At 73.2% G+C, this 16,540-nt stretch carries 16 protein-coding genes; 10 read left to right on the forward strand and 6 right to left on the reverse strand.

The genetic code is table 11. The annotated features are described in order from the left end of the window. Positions 1-15 precede the first annotated feature (15 nt). Entirely contained in the window at positions 16-654 is a 639-nt protein-coding gene (locus AAEM63_RS00830) for a TetR/AcrR family transcriptional regulator (protein ID WP_246006018.1), read from the reverse strand. 58 nt (positions 655-712) lie between these two features. On the opposite strand from AAEM63_RS00830, the gene AAEM63_RS00835 reads away from it, so the two are divergent. From AAEM63_RS00835 to AAEM63_RS00845, 3 genes are all read left to right on the forward strand, one after another. Then, a complete protein-coding gene (locus AAEM63_RS00835; RefSeq protein ID WP_123916088.1) occupies positions 713-1,141 on the forward strand; it encodes a nuclear transport factor 2 family protein in 429 nt (142 codons plus the stop codon). Then, a complete protein-coding gene (locus AAEM63_RS00840; protein ID WP_123916090.1) occupies positions 1,138-2,007 on the forward strand; it encodes an NAD(P)H-binding protein in 870 nt (289 codons plus the stop codon). The genes AAEM63_RS00835 and AAEM63_RS00840 overlap by 4 nt, the downstream gene beginning before the upstream one ends. A gap of 83 nt (positions 2,008-2,090) precedes the next feature. Then, on the forward strand, positions 2,091-3,740 hold the full coding sequence (locus AAEM63_RS00845; RefSeq protein WP_341361280.1) for an NERD domain-containing protein: 1,650 nt from the start codon (positions 2,091-2,093) through the stop codon (positions 3,738-3,740). A gap of 8 nt (positions 3,741-3,748) precedes the next feature. Here AAEM63_RS00845 and AAEM63_RS00850 read toward each other — a convergent pair whose 3' ends face one another. Together AAEM63_RS00850 and AAEM63_RS00855 are read right to left on the reverse strand one after the other, a co-directional pair. Further along, positions 3,749-4,255 (reverse strand): ASCH domain-containing protein, encoded by a 507-nt coding sequence (locus AAEM63_RS00850; RefSeq protein WP_123916092.1) that lies wholly within the window; start codon positions 4,253-4,255, stop codon positions 3,749-3,751. A gap of 35 nt (positions 4,256-4,290) precedes the next feature. Further along, a complete protein-coding gene (locus AAEM63_RS00855; RefSeq protein ID WP_123916094.1) occupies positions 4,291-5,022 on the reverse strand; it encodes an FCD domain-containing protein in 732 nt (243 codons plus the stop codon). Between the two features lie 197 nt (positions 5,023-5,219). On the opposite strand from AAEM63_RS00855, the gene AAEM63_RS00860 reads away from it, so the two are divergent. The 4 genes from AAEM63_RS00860 (at position 5,220) to AAEM63_RS00875 (ending at position 9,693) form a co-directional block, all read left to right on the forward strand. After that, positions 5,220-6,596: a GntP family permease gene (locus AAEM63_RS00860; protein WP_341359852.1), complete on the forward strand. Its 1,377-nt coding sequence runs from the start codon at positions 5,220-5,222 to the stop codon at positions 6,594-6,596. 10 nt (positions 6,597-6,606) lie between these two features. Further along, the gene (locus tag AAEM63_RS00865) at positions 6,607-7,374 is read left to right on the forward strand and encodes an SDR family oxidoreductase (RefSeq protein ID WP_341359853.1); all 768 of its coding nucleotides are present in this window, start codon (positions 6,607-6,609) and stop codon (positions 7,372-7,374) included. Positions 7,375-7,387: 13 nt separating this feature from the next. Next, positions 7,388-8,410 carry an L-idonate 5-dehydrogenase gene (locus AAEM63_RS00870; protein ID WP_341359854.1) on the forward strand — a complete coding sequence of 341 codons (1,023 nt, stop codon included), beginning with the start codon at positions 7,388-7,390 and terminating at the stop codon, positions 8,408-8,410. A gap of 242 nt (positions 8,411-8,652) precedes the next feature. Beyond that, positions 8,653-9,693 (forward strand): alcohol dehydrogenase catalytic domain-containing protein, encoded by a 1,041-nt coding sequence (locus AAEM63_RS00875; protein ID WP_341359855.1) that lies wholly within the window; start codon positions 8,653-8,655, stop codon positions 9,691-9,693. A 51-nt stretch (positions 9,694-9,744) separates the two neighbouring features. On the opposite strand, the gene AAEM63_RS00880 is transcribed toward AAEM63_RS00875, so the two are convergent. Together AAEM63_RS00880 and AAEM63_RS00885 are read right to left on the reverse strand one after the other, a co-directional pair. Then, positions 9,745-10,620 (reverse strand): aldo/keto reductase, encoded by an 876-nt coding sequence (locus tag AAEM63_RS00880; RefSeq protein ID WP_341359856.1) that lies wholly within the window; start codon positions 10,618-10,620, stop codon positions 9,745-9,747. A gap of 80 nt (positions 10,621-10,700) precedes the next feature. Then, positions 10,701-11,522 carry a deoxyribonuclease IV gene (locus AAEM63_RS00885; protein ID WP_341359857.1) on the reverse strand — a complete coding sequence of 274 codons (822 nt, stop codon included), beginning with the start codon at positions 11,520-11,522 and terminating at the stop codon, positions 10,701-10,703. Positions 11,523-11,690: 168 nt separating this feature from the next. On the opposite strand from AAEM63_RS00885, the gene AAEM63_RS00890 reads away from it, so the two are divergent. The 3 genes from AAEM63_RS00890 (at position 11,691) to AAEM63_RS00900 (ending at position 15,393) form a co-directional block, all read left to right on the forward strand. Further along, a complete protein-coding gene (locus tag AAEM63_RS00890; RefSeq protein WP_341359858.1) occupies positions 11,691-13,520 on the forward strand; it encodes a ribonucleoside triphosphate reductase in 1,830 nt (609 codons plus the stop codon). Then, positions 13,517-14,290: an anaerobic ribonucleoside-triphosphate reductase activating protein gene (locus AAEM63_RS00895; RefSeq protein ID WP_341359859.1), complete on the forward strand. Its 774-nt coding sequence runs from the start codon at positions 13,517-13,519 to the stop codon at positions 14,288-14,290. The genes AAEM63_RS00890 and AAEM63_RS00895 overlap by 4 nt, the downstream gene beginning before the upstream one ends. Positions 14,291-14,394: 104 nt before the next feature. After that, a complete protein-coding gene (locus AAEM63_RS00900) occupies positions 14,395-15,393 on the forward strand; it encodes a serine/threonine-protein kinase (RefSeq protein ID WP_341359860.1) in 999 nt (332 codons plus the stop codon). Between the two features lie 8 nt (positions 15,394-15,401). Here the strand turns inward: AAEM63_RS00900 and AAEM63_RS00905 are convergent, their stop codons facing one another. Continuing rightward, positions 15,402-16,532, reverse strand: a complete 1,131-nt coding sequence (locus AAEM63_RS00905) for an FUSC family protein (protein ID WP_341359861.1) — start codon at positions 16,530-16,532, stop codon at positions 15,402-15,404. Between the last annotated feature and the right edge of the window lie 8 nt (positions 16,533-16,540).

A 16,540-nucleotide genomic window follows, 5' to 3' on the forward strand; every position in this document is an offset into this window, starting at 1 on the left:
CGACCGACCCTGAGGTCAGGGCAGGAGGGCCGCCGCCATCGTCTCGGCGACGAACGTGGCGAACTGCTCGGACGACCATCCGCGGCGCAGGACGAGCAGCTCGTAGATCTCGGCCGAGCTGCACGTCCACATGACGTCGGCGGCGTGCTCGGTGGTCACGCCGTCGCGCAGGTAGCCACGCTCCGCCAGGAACCGGGCGTTGTGGCGCATGCGCTCGAGCCGTTCGGTGTCGCTGTCGCGCAGGAGGGTGGCCATCGACGCGTCATGACCGGCGGCAGCCCTGACGATCAGCAGGACCGGCGTGAGCTGCTCGGCGACCTCGGCCGTGAGGGTGCCCCACGCCCGCATGAGGGCCCGCGGGTCCGTCTGCTCCAGCCGTACCGCGTCCGAGCGCTCGTACGCCGCCACCTGCCCCTGGCCGGCGAGGGCCCGCTCGTACAGGGCTCGGGCCAGCGCCGCCTTCCCGCCGAACGACTTGTAGATCGTCTCGACCGAGACACCCGCCTGGCGGGCGATCGCGGCGACCGTGGTCGTCGAGTACCCGACGTCGACAAAGCTGCTCCGGGCTGCGGCCAGCACCGCCTCCCGTGCGCGCGCGGCCTGGGCCCGACGGTGGGACGCGTCGTACCGCCGTCGGCTCTTGACCGGGTCCATGGTTCGTTCCATACTCCTGTAATCAGTACAGTCAACTGTATCGGAAAGTGTGAGACCGATGGGCGAACGCCACGGTGAGTCCGCACGAGTCCTGGTGGACCGACTGGCCGCGGCGGTGAACGCCCACGACCTCGACGCGCTCGTCGCCTGTTTCTCGCCGGACTACCGCAACGAGACGCCGGCTCACCCCCGTCGCGGGTTCCGCGGGGCGGCGCAGGTCCGCCGGAACTGGGAGCAGATCTTCGCCGCGGTCCCCGACCTCACGGCCAGGGTCCTCCGCTCGGCGGTGGCGGGCGAGGAGGTCTGGACCGAGTGGGAGCACGTCGGCACGCGCCGTGACGGAGTCACCCACCGGATGCGGGGCGTGGTCATCCTCGGGCTGGCCGGAGGCAGGTTCTCCTGGGCCCGGTTCTACCTCGAGCCCGTCGACGACGCCGCCGGCGACGCGGACGCCGCCGTCGCGAGCATCCTCGGGGTGACCTCATGATCCTCGTCGTCGGCGCCACCGGGGAGCTGGGCGGCCGGATCGCCCGGGCACTGCTCGACCGCGGCGAGGTCGTCCGGGCGCTGGTCCGCCGCCGGGAGGCGCTGGACGTCGTGCGCGCCATGGGCGCCGAGCCCGTCCTCGGCGACCTCCGTGATCCCGAGGGTCTCATCGCCGCGTGCCGCGACGTCGACGCCGTCATCACGACGGCGACGTCGGCGGCCGAGGGGTCGCCCGAGGCCGTGGCGGCCGTGGACCTCCGGGGAAACCTCGACCTCGTCGACGCTGCTGAGGCCGGCGGGGTCGGGCGATTCGTCTTCGTCTCGCCGCTGGGCGCGGCGCCGGACCACCCGGACCCGTTCATGCGAGCGAAGGGTGCCGTGGAGGAACGCCTGCGCCGCAGCCCCATGGCCTGGACCGTGTTGCAGTCCGACCTCTTCATGGACCGGTTGCCGATGCTCGTCGTCGGGCTCCCCGCGCTCACGGGCCGGCCGGTGGTGCTCGTGGGTGAGGGACGACGCCGCCACTCGCTCGTCGCGACCGCGGACGTCGCGGCCTACGCCGTCGCCGCGCTCGCCGATCCCGCGGCTGTGGGACGGACCCTGGTCGTCGGTGGACCCGAGCCGCTCTCGTGGCGGGACGTGGTCGCGACCTTCGCCCACGAGCTGGGCCGCGAGGTGCCGGTGGAGACGGTGGCCCCCGGAGAGCCGGTCTCCGGGGTTCCCGAGGTCGTCCAACCGCTCCTCGCAGCGCTCGAGACGTACGACTCCCTGCTCGACACGGCCCCGCTGGCCCAGGCCTACGGGATCAGGCCGACGGCGCTCGCCGAGGTCGTCCGCGGGCTCGTCGCTGGTGCCCGCGCCGCCTGAGCCGTCACCGCTCGCACACCCGCGACCGGTCCATCCCGGGCCCGTGGCGCCTGCGGGTGGGATAGGAATGACCGGTGGCCACCATGTTCCCCACCGACGTCGACTTCCCCGCCGGCCGGCACGGCGAGCGGACGGTGTGGGAGGCGCTGCGCGACCAGCTTCCCGACGAGGTCGTGGTCTGGTACTCGGTGCGGGTCCTTGACGGCGCCCGCGAGCGGGAGATCGACCTCCTCGTGGGCTGGCCCGGCGTGGGGTTCGCGGCCATCGAGGTCAAGGGTGGGCGGGTCGGCCGGACCGAGGAGGGCTGGTACTCCTCGGGCGCGGGCGGGTCCCACCGGATCGAGGACCCGGTGGCCCAGGTCCAGGACGCCCGCCACCACCTCACCAACCGGTTGCGTGAGCACGGCGTCGCGGCGCAGCGCGCGGTGGCAGCCCGGTGGGTCCACGTGGTCGCCTTCGCGGCCATGACCGTGCCGCCGTCGTGGGAGATGCCCGGCTGCCCGCGCGGCATCGTCATCGACCAGGTCGACCTCGACCACGTCGCCGAGCGCATCAGGGCCGCCATCAACCTCCACGGCACGGGCCACGCCCCGCCCGACGGTGACGACGTCCGTGCCGTCGCCGAGGCCCTCGCCGCCGTCCTCGCCGACCGGCAGGACCCGCGCACCCGCGCGCGCGAGCAGGAGACCGTCGCGGACCAGCTCACCGCCGACCAGGGCATGATCCTCGAGGCGATCCAGCACTGGCGGCGCGCCCGGATCATCGGCGGCGCCGGCACCGGCAAGACGTGGCTCGCCATGGAGCAGGCCCGGCGGCTGGCCGGTCGCGGCGAGCGGGTCGCGCTCGTCTGCTACAGCCGGGGCCTCGCCCGCTACCTGGAACGGCGGACCAGGACCTGGCGCAGGTCCGAGCGGCCCGCCTACGTCGGCCTCTTCCACGACCTGCCCGTGCGCTGGGGCGCCGAGCCCGGCGGCGACGACGACTCCGACTACTACGAGACCCGGCTGCCGCGCCGGCTGCGCGAGCTCGCCGCCGAAATGCCCCCTGCCGAGAAGTTCGACGCGATCGTCGTCGACGAGGCGCAGGACTTCTCCGACGCGTGGTGGCCGGCCCTGCTCGCCTGCCTGCGGGACGAGGATCGCGGGGGCCTGTTCGTGTTCCTCGACGACGGGCAGAAGGTCTTCCCGCGCCAGGGCCAGGACCCGATCAGCCTCGACCCGTTCCAGCTGTCGAAGAACCTGCGCAACACCAAGCAGATCGGGCAGCTCATCGGCTCGATGTCATCGGTGGCGATGATCCCCCGAGGCCTCCCCGGCCCGCCGGTCCGCGTCGCGGACGTCCCGGCGGAGAACGCCCTCGACGCCGCGGACGGCATCGTCGCTGAGCTCCTCGACCAGGGCTGGGAGCCCGGCGACGTCGCGCTCATCACGACGGCGCACCGGCACCCCGTGCAGAAGGAGCTCGTCGAGGGGCGTGGCTGGGACGCCTACTGGGACGAGTACTTCGACGGCGAGGAGGTCTTCTACGGGCACGTCCTCGGGTTCAAGGGCCTCGAGCGCCGCGTGGTGGTCCTTTGCGTCAACGGGCTGACCGGCGACCGCGCCCGCGAGCGGCTCTACACCGGGATGTCCCGCGCGACGTCGCTGCTCGTGCTCGTGGGGCCGCGCGACCTCGTCGAGAGCGTCGGCGGCGAAGGGGTCCGACGGCGGCTGACGTCCGCGGAACCGATGTAGGACGTGGGTCAGTCCGCGAGCTCCGCCGGCCACACGACGGCGAATCGCTCGAGGACGATCTCGTCGTCGTCCCGGAAGACGGCCCCCCGGGCGGCGCAGGTGCGCTCCCAGTACCGGCGGTGCTCCCGCGCCCACGATGCGAGGGTGCGGTCGTCCTCGCCCTCGTCGCGGGCGAAGGCCTCGTCGACATCGGCGATCGTCGCGATCCGCAGCTCCGTGCTGCGCAGCACGACCCTCGGGGTCCCGGCCCCGTCGCAGGCGATCCAGTGCGAGCCCACCCGCGGGAGCGGCTCGCCGCGCGCGGCGAACTCCCCGACCAGCTCCGCCGTCGCCCGCTTCGGGCCGGCCAGGACGAGGCCGAGCAGCTCGTCGGCCAGCTCGGCGGAGTCGCCGAAGCGGTCCACCACGTGCTCGGGGCAGGCGCGGACGACGGCGGGGTGGGCGGCGGCATACGCGGCCCACATCATCTCGGCCGCGGCGAGGTCGAGCGGGCCGGGCGCGGTGCGAGCGGTCATGGCCGCACGGTAGCGGTCCTCGGCGTGCGGGCTTCTCAGTCGGCCGTGAAGGTGACGTCCCGCAGCTCGTGCCAGACCTCCATGACGATGCCGCGTGCGTGGTCCTCGGCGGCGTCGACGTCACCGGTCGCCACCGCGCGGGCCAGCCGCTCGTGGTGGTCGAGGGCCTCGGCGACCGGGAGCTCGGGCGACAGGTGCAGCTGCGTGCGACCGGCGAGCACCTCGGCGATGACGTCGGCGAGCGCGCCGAGCATGTCGTTGCCGCTGGCCTCGATGAGCAGGGCGTGGAAGTCGATGTCGGCCGTGAGGTAGCCCGGGTCGGTGCCGCGCCCCTCCTCGCCCAGCCGCCGGAGCGTCGCGGCGAGCTCGACCAGCCGGGCCGCCGCCGCGGGCGTCGCCCGGAGCGCGGCCAGGCGCGCGGCCGTCGGCTCGACGGCGAGCCGCAGCTCGGTGAGCCGGCGCAGCTGCTCGTCGCGCTGGGGTCCTGAGAGCCGCCACCGGATCAGGCGCGGGTCGAGCACCTGCCAGTGCGTCGCCGGCAGCACCCGCACCCCCACGCGCCGGCGTGACTCGACCATGCCGAGCGACTCCAGGACGCGGACGGCCTCACGGATCACGGTGCGCGAGACCCCGTGGTCCTCGGCGAGGGTGGCGAGGGTCAGCACGCTCCCCGCGGGCAGCGAGCCGTGGGTGATCGCGCGCCCGAGGTCGTCCAGGACGTCGGTGTGCAGCACGGGTGCGGTGTCCCGCGCGCTTCGGTCTGTCATGCGTCCTCTTCGTCGCCGTCGGCCGTGAGGTCCACCGCCCTGTGTGGCGCCCATCCAACCAAAAGATGTGACCTTTGACAAAGGTGTGATCTTTGTGTGAGGGTGTCGCCGCACGCCTCGCGGGTGCAACTGATGGCAACTGCTTGCCGGGCCGCTGCGCCGCCGCACGAGCCCCCTGAAATCAACGGAGATCCTTCATGGAAGACTGGACACAGACCTTGGGAGCGGCCCCGCTCCTCGGGATCGCGGCGGGCGCCATCGCGCTCATCCTGATCCTGGTCATCAAGTTCAAGATGCACGCGTTCCTCACGCTCATCCTGGTCTCGCTGGCCACCGCCTTCGCCACCGGCATCCCGGTCGGCCAGATCGTCAGCACACTGGTGACGGGCTTCGGCGGCACCCTCGGCTCCGTCGCCCTGCTCGTGGGCCTCGGCGCCATGCTCGGCAAGATGGTTGAGCACTCCGGCGGCGCGAAGGTGCTCGCCGACAAGATGGTCGACATCTTCGGCGAGAAGCGGGCGCCGTTCGCCCTCGGCATCGCCTCGCTCATCATGGGCTTCCCGATCTTCTTCGACGCCGGGCTCGTCGTCATGCTGCCCGTGATCTTCGCCGTCGCCCGCCGCATGGGCGGCAACGTCCTGCTCTACGGCTTCCCCGCCGCCGCGGCCTTCTCGGTCATGCACGTCTTCGTGCCGCCGCACCCCGGCCCGGTCGCCGCGTCCGAGCTCTACGGCGCCAACGTCGGCATGGTGCTGCTCATCGGCCTCATCATCGTCTTCCCGCTGTGGTACGTCTCCGGTTACCTCTGGGGCAAGTACGTCGGCCGGAAGTGGATCTACCCGATCCCCGCGCTGTTCGGCTCCCTCGACGCCGACCAGCCCACCAACCCGCCCAAGGCCGGCACCGTCATCGGGGTCATGCTCGTCCCTCTGGTCCTCATCTTCATGAACACCGGGATCGACTTCCTCGACGCCGCCGGCGTCGTCGACGGCGAGGCCACCTGGGCCCAGGTCCTCACGGTCATCGGATCCTCCGCGGTCGCGCTGCTCATCTCGGTCCTCGTGGCCGTCTGGGTGCTCGGCACCCGCCGCGGCGAGCACGGCACGGCGCTGGAGAAGGTCGTGGACTCCGCGCTCGGCCCGGTGGCCTCGGTCATCCTCATCACCGGCGCCGGTGGCATGTTCGGTGGCGTCCTGCGTGCCTCCGGCATCGGCGACGCCCTGTCGGGCACGCTGGAGAACATCGGCCTGCCGGTGATCTTCGCCGCCTACGTCATCGCCGTCGTCCTGCGCCTGGCGCAGGGCTCGGCCACCGTCGCCCTCGTCACCGCCGCCGGGCTCATGGCCCCGGCCGTCGCCGCCGGCGACTACAGCGCGGTCCAGATCGCGGCGATCACGCTCGCCACGGCCGCCGGCTCCGTCTTCGCCAGCCACGTCAACGACTCGGGGTTCTGGCTCGTGGGCCGCCTCATGGGCATGGACGTCAAGACCACCCTGAAGACCTGGACCGTCCAGCAGACCATCGAGTCGGTCCTCGGCTTCCTCCTGACGCTCGTCATCTTCTGGATCGGCTGACGTGGCGGTCGTGAGCAACGTCTTCGACATCACCGGGAAGCTGGCGCTCGTCACCGGCTCCTCCCGGGGCCTGGGCAACGCCCTCGCGACCGGCCTCGCCGAGGCCGGGGCGCGGGTGGTCCTGCACGGGCGCGACGGCGCAGCGCTGGCGCAGGCGCAGGAGCGGCTCACGGCCCTGACCGGGACCGCCACCCCCGCCGTCTCCTTCGACGTGACCGACCAGGCCGCGGTCCGCGAGGGGGTGGCGGGGCTGGTCGCCGAGCACGGCGTCCCGGACATCCTCGTCAACAACGCCGGCATCCAGCGGCGGGCGCCGTTCAACGAGTTCGAGCCCGCCGACTGGGACGACCTCGTCGCGGCCAACCTCTCCAGCGTCTTCTACGTCTCCCAGCAGGTGACGCGGGGCATGGCCGAGCGCGGGTCGGGCAAGGTCGTCAACATCGGGTCGGTCCAGGCGATGCTCGCCCGCCAGACCATCGCCCCGTACTCGGCCACCAAGGGCGGCGTCGCCATGCTCACCAAGGGCATGGCCGCCGACCTCGCCCGGTTCAACATCCAGGTCAACGCCATCTCGCCCGGCTACTTCGCCACCGAGATGAACAGGGCGCTGGTCGAGGACGAGGCCTTCAACGCCTGGGTGGTGGGCCGCACCCCGGCCCAGCGCTGGGGCCGGTTCGACGAGCTCGTCGGCACGCTGCTCTACCTCGCGTCCGACGCCTCGAGCTTCGTCTCGGGCCAGAACATCTTCGTCGACGGCGGCATGACCTCCGTGGTCTGAGAGAGGGAGCACCATGAGAGCGATCGTCATCAACGGCAGGCTGGACCTCACCGAGGCCGAGGTCCCCACCCCCGAGCCGGGGCAGGGGCAGGTGCGCCTGCGCATGGCCTTCGGCGGGATCTGCGGGTCGGACCTGCACTACTACAACGAGGGCGCCAACGGCGAGTACGTCGTCCGGGAGCCCCTCGTGCCCGGGCACGAGGTCTCCGGCACGGTCGACCTCGACCCGTCCGGCGAGCTCGCCCCGGGCACGCCGGTCACCGTCCACCCCGCGCGGTTCGGCACCCCCGAGCCCGGCATCGAGGACCGCAGGCACCTGTGGCCCGGCGGCTCCTACCTCGGCAGCGCCTCGACCTGGCCGCACACCCAGGGCGGCATGAGCGAGTACCTCGTCGTCGAGAAGGACATGGTCCGCGTCCTGCCCGGCTCCCTGCCGCTGCGCCGCGCGGCCCTCGCCGAGCCGCTCGCCGTCGCCCTGCACGCCATCGTGGTGGCCGGCGGGGTGGCGGGGAAGCGGGTGCTCGTCTCCGGCTCCGGGCCCATCGGCCTGCTCGCCGCGGCCGCCGCGCTGGCGAAGGGGGCGGCCGAGGTCGTCGCCACCGACGTCCTCACCGGCCCGCTCGAGCGGGCCCGGGCCCTGGGTGTGCACGGCACCGTCCAGGTGGGGGTCGAGGAGATCCCCGCCGCAGCGTTCGACGTCGTCCTGGAGTGCTCCGGCGTCCCCGCCGCCATCAGCCCGGCCCTGGTCGGTGCCCGCCGGGCGGGCATCGTCGTCCAGGTCGGCATGGTGCCCAACGAGGCCAGGCCCGTGAACCTGGCCCCGCTTGTCTCCAAGGAGCTCCAGCTCCGCGGGACGTTCCGCTTCGACGACGAGATCGACGAGGCCGTGGCGATCCTCGACGCGACCCCGTCGATCGACCGGGTGATCACGCACACGCTGCCCGCGGGGCGGGCGCTCGAGGCCTTCGCCGCGGCCAAGGACTCCGAGCGGTCCGGCAAGGTCGTCGTCTCGCTGTGGGGCGACGACGAGCAGTGACCTGACGCCGGTCACCTGAGACCGGCCGACGACGGCGCGGATGTCGCACAGGGCGACGTCCGCGCCGTCGTCCGTGCTCCTGAGGCGTCACCGCCGACGACCGGGGCGTCAGGGGGGTACTGGCAGTCCCCGGACCGCCCGGCACTGCCACCACGGTCCCGGTCCGGCTTTGCTGGGTGGTGAACACGCGCCGTCGGCCACGAGCCCCGGCGCCCCACCACCCGAAGGGCACAACCACTTCCATGAGAGCAACGTTCATGTACGGCGCCGGTGACGTGCGGGTCGAGCAGGTCCCCGACCCGGTGATCCAGCAGCCGACCGACGCGATCGTGCGCGTCGTCGCCGCCTGCATCTGCGGGTCCGACCTGCACCCGTACCACTTGATGCCCGCCTCGGACCAGGGCGCCCCCATGGGGCACGAGTTCCTGGGCGTCGTCGAGGAGACCGGCTCAGCGGTGACCACCCTGCGCAGGGGCGACTTCGTCATCTCCCCGTTCGCCTTCAGCGACAACTCCTGCCCCTTCTGCCAGGAGGGCGTCCACACCTCGTGCGTCAACGGCGGCTGGTACGGCGCCGGCGGCGTCGGCGGCGGACAGGCCGAGGCCGTGCGCGTGCCGCAGGCCGACGGCACGCTCGTCGCCGTCCCCGGGGTGGACGAGGGCTCCGAGCTCCTGCCGTCCCTGCTCACGCTGTCCGACGTGTACCTCACCGGGTACCACGCCGCCCACATGGGCCGGGTGACCCCCGGCCAGGACGTCACGGTCATCGGTGACGGCGCGGTGGGCCTGTCCGCCGTGCTGGCCGCGCGGCAGATGGGCGCCGAGCGGATCATCCTCATGGGCCGCCACACCGCCCGCACCGACCTCGGCCGGGAGTTCGGCGCCACCGACGTCGTGGCCGAGCGCGGGGAGGAGGGGATCGCCAAGGTCCTCGAGCTCACCGGCGGCCAGGGCAGCCACGTCGTCCTCGAGGCGGTCGGGCACCTGCCCGCGTACGAGCAGGCCTACGGCGTCGTCCGGGCGGGCGGGGTCATCAGCCGGGTCGGCGTGCCGCAGTACGAGGAGGCCCCGATCGGCTTCGGGTCCCTGTTCGGCAAGAACGTCACCCTCACCGGCGGCCCGGCCCCGGTGCGTGCCTACATCGAGCAGGCCCTGCCCGAGGTCCTCGCCGGCCGCATCCACCCCGGCAAGGTCTTCGACGCCACGGTGAGCCTCGACGAGGTCCCCGCCGGCTACCGGGCCATGGACGCCCGCGAGGCGCTCAAGGTCCTCGTCCGGCCCTGACCCTCGTCCGGCCGGTGCCGCGACCCCGTCGCGGCACCGGCCGTGCCGACCTCAGGCCTCCGGGATCTCCCGCCCGAAGGTCTCCAGGGTGATGGCCGCAGGCTCCGGTCCGCGCCGCACGCCCTGGTCCAGGGCGTCGACGGCGGCGAGCTCGGCGCCGGTGAGCTCGAAGTCGAAGACGTCGAAGTTCTCCGCGATCCGCTCGGGCCGGGTGGACTTGGGGATCGCCGAGCGGCCCTGCTGCAGGTGCCACCTCAGCATCACCTGCGCGGGCGTCCTCCCGTGGGCGCGGGCGATCCCGGCGATCGTCGGGTCCTCCAGGGTGCTCCCGCCCTCGCCCTCCCGGTAGAACGTGATGCCGCCGATCGGCGACCACGCCTGCGTGAGGATGCCGTGCCGGGCGTCCTCGGCGATCACCTCCGGCTGCGAGAAGTACGGGTGCGACTCGACCTGGTTGACGGCCGGGACCACGGAGGTCGCCCGGAGCAGCTGGTCGAGGTGGTGGGGCATGAAGTTCGAGACCCCGATGGCCCGGACCCTGCCGTCGGCGAGCAGCGTCTCCAGCGCCCGGTACGCGTCGATGGTCAGGTCGAACCGGCTGGGCAGGGGCTGGTGGAGGATCAGCAGGTCGATCTGGTCGACACCGAGCTTGCCGGCGCTCTTGTCGAAGGCGTGCAGGGTCGCGTCGTAGCCGTAGTCGCTGATCCAGACCTTCGTCTCGACGAAGACCTCGGAGCGGTCGAGCCCGGAGCGGCGGATCGCCTCGCCGACCTCGCGCTCGTTGCCGTAGGCGGCCGCGGTGTCGACGTGGCGGTATCCCGTGCGCAGGGCGGTCTCGACGGCCTGGACCGTCTCCTCCGGCGCGGTCTGGAAGACGCCGAAGCCCAGGGCCGGCATGACGGTGGCGTTGTTCAGGGTGATGTTCACCCCCTCACGCTAGGCACGGCCGCGCGGGGGAGGGAGGGCCTGCTTGTGCCCCTCACGTCGGGAGGCGCGAGCGCCCCGTCTCACAGGCGCGAGCGGATCCAGTCGAGGTCGGCCCGGTGCTCCGCGGCCCCACCCGGGGTCTCGCACACCACCGGCGCGCCCGCGTCCCGGACGACGGCGGCGAGCAGGTCGGGATCGATCTGGCCCTGGCCGAGGCTCGTGTGCCGGTCGGCGCCGGAGTCGGCGGCGTCGCGGCTGTCGTTGAGGTGGACCAGGTCGATCCGGCCGGTGATGGCCCGGACCTGCCCGACGACCGCGGCGAGGTCGGCACCGCCGGCGTGGGCGTGACAGGTGTCGAGGCAGAAGCCCACCGAGCCGAAGCCCTCGGCGCCCGAGATCGCCTCCCACAGGCGCTCGAGGCGCTCGAGCCGGCGCGCCATCGCGTGGTTGCCACCGGCGGTGTTCTCGATGAGCAGGGGCACCTTGAGGTCGGTCTGCTCGACGGCCTTGCGCCAGTTGTCGAACCCCTTCTCCAGCTCGGCGTCCGAGCCCACGTGGCCGCCGTGGACGATGAGCCCCTTGGCGCCGACCTCGGCCGCGACGTCCATCTGCTGCTGGAGGATCTTGCGGCTGGGGATCCGGATGCGGTTGTTCAGGGTCGCGACGTTGATGACGTACGGGGCGTGGACGTAGAGGTCGACCCCGGCGGCCTCGGCGTCGGCCCGCAGAGCCGCGGCGCCGCCGTCGTAGGTCAGGACCGGCTTCTTCCACCCCTGGGGGTCGCCGACGAAGAGCTGGCTGAGCGTCGCACCGCGCTCGCGGGCGGCGGCGACCGGGTCGTCGTGGCGCACGTGGGCGCCGATCCGCAGCGTGGTGGCCGTGAGGGGGGTCGCGTCGGGCATGGCAGAACCATAGGCGCCCGCCGGGACCATGGTCCCGCAGCGGGGCCGAACTCGGGACAATTCGATCCCTAGATGTTGTGGTTGGCGTGGCGACACGCCACTACATGGTGTGTCCGTGCCCGGCGGTGGCCGTAGCGTCGGCGTTCCCACCACACCGAGGAGCGCCGCATGTCCCGTCCCGGACCCGCCCACCGCGTCGACGTCGACGCCGTCGCCACGATCGAGGAGTACCTGGACCGGTCCGACTGGCGGGTCAACGCCAACGCCAACCAGGGCTACTCCCTCGGCGGGATGATGCTCAACACCTCGGGCAAGGTCATCGCCAACTACTGGCTCTCGGAGGTCTACGCGCCCGACGCCGGCGCCGCCCACCGCGAGGGCGACCTCCACATCCACGACCTCGACATGTTCGCCGGCTACTGCGCCGGCTGGTCGCTGCGCAACCTCCTCGAGCAGGGCTTCAACGGCATCCCGGGCCAGATCTCCTCGGGCCCCGCCCGCCACCTGTCCTCCGCGCTGGGCCAGATGGTCAACTTCCTCGGCACGCTGCAGAACGAGTGGGCGGGCGCGCAGGCGTTCTCCTCCTTCGACACCTACCTCGCCCCGTTCGTCCGGCTGGACTCGCTCGGCTACGACCAGGTCCGCCAGCTCGTCCAGGAGTTCGTGTTCAACCTCAACGTGCCCTCGCGGTGGGGCACGCAGACGCCGTTCACCAACCTCACCTTCGACTGGGTGTGCCCGGCGGACCTGCGCGAGCAGGTCCCCCTCGTCGGCGGGGAGCCGTGCGACTTCGCCTACGGCGACCTCCAGGACGAGATGGACCTGCTCAACCGGGCCTTCATCGAGGTCATGACCGACGGCGACGCCGACGGCCGGGTCTTCACGTTCCCCATCCCGACGTACAACATCACCAAGGACTTCGACTGGGACGGACCGAACACCGAACGGCTGTTCACGATGACCGCGAAGTACGGCACCCCCTACTTCCAGAACTTCATCAGCTCCGACCTCGACCCGGGCATGATCCGCTCGATGTGCTGCCGCCTGCAGCTGGACCTGCGTGAGCTGCTCAAGCGCGGCAACGGCCTCTTCGGCTCGGCCGAGCAGACCGGCTCCCTCGGCGTCGTCACCCTCAACCTGGCCCGGCTCGGTCACGTCCATGCCGGCGACGAGGCCGGGCTGCTCGCCCGGCTCGACGAGCTCGTCGACATCGCGCGCGACTCCCTCGAGCTCAAGCGCGAGGTGATCCAGCAGCACATCGACGGCGGCCTGTTCCCCTACACGCGCCGTTACCTCGGCACGCTCGAGAACCACTTCTCCACCATCGGCGTCAACGGCATGAACGAGATGGTCCGCAACTTCACCCTCGACGAGGGAGACCTCACCGGCCCGGGCGGGCACGCGCTCGCGGTGCGGGTGCTGGACCACGTGCGCGCCCGGATGGTCGAGGTGCAGGAGGCCACGGGGCACCTGTACAACCTCGAGGCCACCCCGGCCGAGGGCGCCACGTACCGGTTCGCCAAGGAGGACCGCAAGCGTTTCCCCGGCATCATCCAGGCCGGTACGGCCGATAACCCGTACTACACGAACTCCTCCCAGCTGCCGGTGGGCTTCACCGACGACCCCTTCGAGGCGCTCGAGCGGCAGGAGGAGCTGCAGGGCAAGTACACCGGCGGCACCGTGCTGCACCTGTACATGGCGGAGAGGGTCTCGTCCGCCGAGGCCTGCAAGCAGCTCGTCCGGCGGTCGCTAAGCATGTTCCGCGTCCCGTACATCACCATCACGCCGACCTTCTCGATCTGCCCGGCGCACGGGTACCTCCCCGGTGAGCAGCACACCTGCCGGACGTGCGGCGCAGCGTGCGAGGTGTGGACGCGGGTCATGGGCTACTTCCGGCCCGTCTCCTCCTTCAACATCGGCAAGCAGGGCGAGTACGCCGAGCGGGAGATGTTCACCGAGGCGGCGATCGCGACGGCGGCCGTGCCGGTCGGCGCATGACGACGGCGCCCACGGCCGGGCCGCGCGCTGCCGGCCGGCCGGTGGTCGCCACCGGTGCGGGGGGCGGGGCGGCCGCGTCGCTCCAGGTCGCCGGGCTGAGCCGGCTCTCCACCGTGGACTGGCCCGGCCGGCTCGCGGCGACGGTGTTCCTCCAGGGCTGCCCGTGGGACTGCGTCTACTGCCACAACCCCGACCTCATCCCCCCGCGCACCCCCGGGGCCATGGCATGGGCGGAGGTGATGAGGTTCCTGGCCCGGCGCCGCGGGCTGCTCGACGCCGTCGTCCTCTCCGGCGGCGAGGCCACCCGCCAGCCGGGGCTGGTCGCCGCCGTCACCGAGGTGCGCGCGCTCGGCCTCGCCGTCGGCCTGCACACCGCGGGCGCCTACCCGCGCCGTCTCGCCGCCGTCCTGCCCCTGGTGGACTGGGTGGGCCTGGACGTCAAGGCGCTGCCGGAGGACTACCCGGCTCTCGTGCGCCGGGCCGGCTCGGGAGACGCCGCCTGGGAATCCCTCGACCTGGTGCTCGCCGCCGGTGTCGACCACGAGGTCCGCACCACCATCCACCCGGGCTCGCCGGCGACCACCCACGCCGTGGCGATCGCGCGCCGGTGCCGCGATCTCGGCGTCCGCTCGTTCGCGCTCCAGCAGGCGCGCGAGACCGGGGCGCGGCCCTTCCCTGCCCGCGCGCCGGGGTGGGACGACCGCGCCGCCGACCTGGCCGAGGAGATCGAGGCGCTCGGGTTCGAGGAGTTCACCTACCGATCTGCGTGATCCGACCCTCCTGGCGGGTCCGCCCCGCCCGGCTCCGCCCGGGCGGTCGGCCGCCACACCCCGCCGCGATGCCGCGTGCGGCGACCTGGGGAACAATCGAGGGGATGTCGACCAGAGTGATCGCCGGGCGCTACCAGCTCGACCAGAGGCTGGGCCGCGGCGGCATGGCCGAGGTGTGGCGCGGGATCGACCGTGTCCTGGGCCGGCGGGTCGCCGTCAAGACGGTCAGCCTCGCCGACGCGACCGACCCCACCCTGGCGGAGCGGCTGCGCCGGGAGGCCGTGGCGACGGCGGCGCTGGAGCACCCGGACATCGTCACCGTGCACGACGCGGGCGTCGACGGCGACACCGCCTACATCGTCATGGAGCGGCTGCGCGGCCAGGACCTCGCCGCCACCCTGCGCGGCGGCCCTCTGCCCCTGGGCGAGGCGCTGCGGATCGGCAGCCGGGTCGCCGGGGCCCTTGCCGCCGCGCACGGGGCGGGGATCGTCCACCGGGACGTCAAGCCCGCCAACATCCTCGTCGATGGCGAGAAGGTCACGGTGGTCGACTTCGGCATCGCGGCGTTCGAGTACCAGACCGCGGCGTCCCTCGCGGCGCCGGGCACCACCCTCGGCACCGCTGAGTACATGGCGCCCGAGCAGGCCCGCGCGGAGTCGACCGCCACGCGCAGCACCGACATGTACGCCTTCGGGTGCCTGCTCACGGCGATGGTCACCGGGCGGCCGCCGTTCGTCGCCAGCCGCGCCGGCTCGGTGCTGCACCACCACGTCTACATCGAGCCGCCACGGCTGAGCAGCCTCCGCGACGGCGTCCCGGCCGAGCTCGACCAGCTCGTCGCCGAGCTCCTCGCCAAGGACCCGGACCGCCGCCCCACCGCCACGGAGACCGCCGAGGTCCTCGCTGCGCTCGCTGCGGCCGCCGCCCCTGGCTCCGAACCCGACGACGGGCCCTCGACGCTCCCCGTCGCCGTCCCGAACGGGTTCACCGATGCGCCGACCATGGCGCCGGACGCCGTCGCCGGACCGACCATGGCGCCGGACGCCGTCGCCGGACCGACAACCGGATCGGACGGGCGGCCCCAGGAGCACCTCGAGCCCTGACCGGACCGTCAGCGACCGAGGTCGTCGGCCCGCCCCGCGGCCGCCTCGAGCGCCGCGACGGCCTGCGCCTGCGGGATGCCGGTGGCGCGCAGGACGTCGACGGCGGCACTGCGCAGCTGTCCGACGAACACCGTCCGCGCCTGGTGCCCCGGCAGCTGGGTGGACGCCGTGGTGGCGGCGTCGAGGGCCAGCCGGCGCGCAACCTCCGCCCGGCCCGCTCCCTCCACCCAGCGGCGCAGCTCGTCCAGCGCCCCTACGAGCTCCTCGGTGGCGTGGGCCAGCCCTGCTCGTGGCTCAGGCTCGAGCTCGGCGTGGCGCACGAGGTTGGCCGCCGCCCGGCACAGCCCGCGCGTCGTGGACACCATGACGGCCACACGTGCCGCGACGCCCTCGGCGGGTTCGAGGGCTGCCCGCCGTCCCCGCCGCTCGGACGGGCGCCAGGTGACCCGCTCACGGGTGGCGGCGAGCGCATCGACGATCTCTCCCCGGACTCCGTCCAGCGCCCCAGCGTCCTCCAGGGCTGCCTCCGCCTCGGCGAGGGATCCGGTCGTGAGCGCCGCACCCACCCGCCCCACGACCGCCGCGAGGCGTCCGACGGCGGCCCCGGTCACCGCCCGGGCCGCCCGGTGCGGGTCCGGTGCTGCGACGGCGTTGAGCACCACCGCCACCACGCCGCCCACCAGCGCATCACCGAACCGGATCCATGGGCCTGTGTCGAGGTAGGGCACCAGGGCCACGACGACGACCGCCGCCACCGCCGCCTGGTTGGCGAGGAGCCCGCTCGGACGGACGGTCACCGCCGCGGCCATCGCGAGGAGCACCGCGACGGCGAGCTGCCACGGCCCGGTTCCCAGCCAGCGGGTGAGCACGTCCGCCGCGAGGACCCCGAGAACCACGCCGACGGAGATCTCCGTCGCGCGGCGGACTCGCTGCCCGGCCGACAGCCCCGTGGCGACCACCGCGGCGACGGGTGCGAACACCGCGTTCTGCGGGCCGAACAACGCCCCGGCGACGAGGAACGCGAGACCGGCCGCCGTCGCCGCCAGCAGCAGCGACGGACCGTGCACGCGGACCCGGCGCGCGGCCGTGGTGACGACGGTCCCGGTCCGGCGCAGGGCGGCTGCGACGCTGCGGTGCACGGCTCGAG

The sequence above is a fragment of the Georgenia sp. M64 genome (genome assembly GCF_038049925.1).
GTDB lineage: Bacteria > Actinomycetota > Actinomycetes > Actinomycetales > Actinomycetaceae > Georgenia.

Bases quoted from the DNA above. Each gene is read 5' to 3' on its own strand.
- AAEM63_RS00840 (WP_123916090.1), top strand. From the start codon at position 1,138: ATGATCCTCGTCGTCGGCGCCACCGGGGAGCTGGGCGGCCGGATCGCC.
- AAEM63_RS00850 (WP_123916092.1), bottom strand. From the start codon at position 4,255: ATGACCGCTCGCACCGCGCCCGGCCCGCTCGACCTCGCCGCGGCCGAG.
- AAEM63_RS00835 (WP_123916088.1), top strand. From the start codon at position 713: ATGGGCGAACGCCACGGTGAGTCCGCACGAGTCCTGGTGGACCGACTG.
- AAEM63_RS00885 (WP_341359857.1), bottom strand. From the start codon at position 11,522: ATGCCCGACGCGACCCCCCTCACGGCCACCACGCTGCGGATCGGCGCC.
- AAEM63_RS00845 (WP_341361280.1), top strand. From the start codon at position 2,091: ATGTTCCCCACCGACGTCGACTTCCCCGCCGGCCGGCACGGCGAGCGG.
- AAEM63_RS00890 (WP_341359858.1), top strand. From the start codon at position 11,691: ATGTCCCGTCCCGGACCCGCCCACCGCGTCGACGTCGACGCCGTCGCC.
- AAEM63_RS00895 (WP_341359859.1), top strand. From the start codon at position 13,517: ATGACGACGGCGCCCACGGCCGGGCCGCGCGCTGCCGGCCGGCCGGTG.
- AAEM63_RS00830 (WP_246006018.1), bottom strand. From the start codon at position 654: ATGGACCCGGTCAAGAGCCGACGGCGGTACGACGCGTCCCACCGTCGG.
- AAEM63_RS00855 (WP_123916094.1), bottom strand. From the start codon at position 5,022: ATGACAGACCGAAGCGCGCGGGACACCGCACCCGTGCTGCACACCGAC.
- AAEM63_RS00860 (WP_341359852.1), top strand. From the start codon at position 5,220: ATGGAAGACTGGACACAGACCTTGGGAGCGGCCCCGCTCCTCGGGATC.
- AAEM63_RS00870 (WP_341359854.1), top strand. From the start codon at position 7,388: ATGAGAGCGATCGTCATCAACGGCAGGCTGGACCTCACCGAGGCCGAG.
- AAEM63_RS00875 (WP_341359855.1), top strand. From the start codon at position 8,653: ATGAGAGCAACGTTCATGTACGGCGCCGGTGACGTGCGGGTCGAGCAG.
- AAEM63_RS00900 (WP_341359860.1), top strand. From the start codon at position 14,395: ATGTCGACCAGAGTGATCGCCGGGCGCTACCAGCTCGACCAGAGGCTG.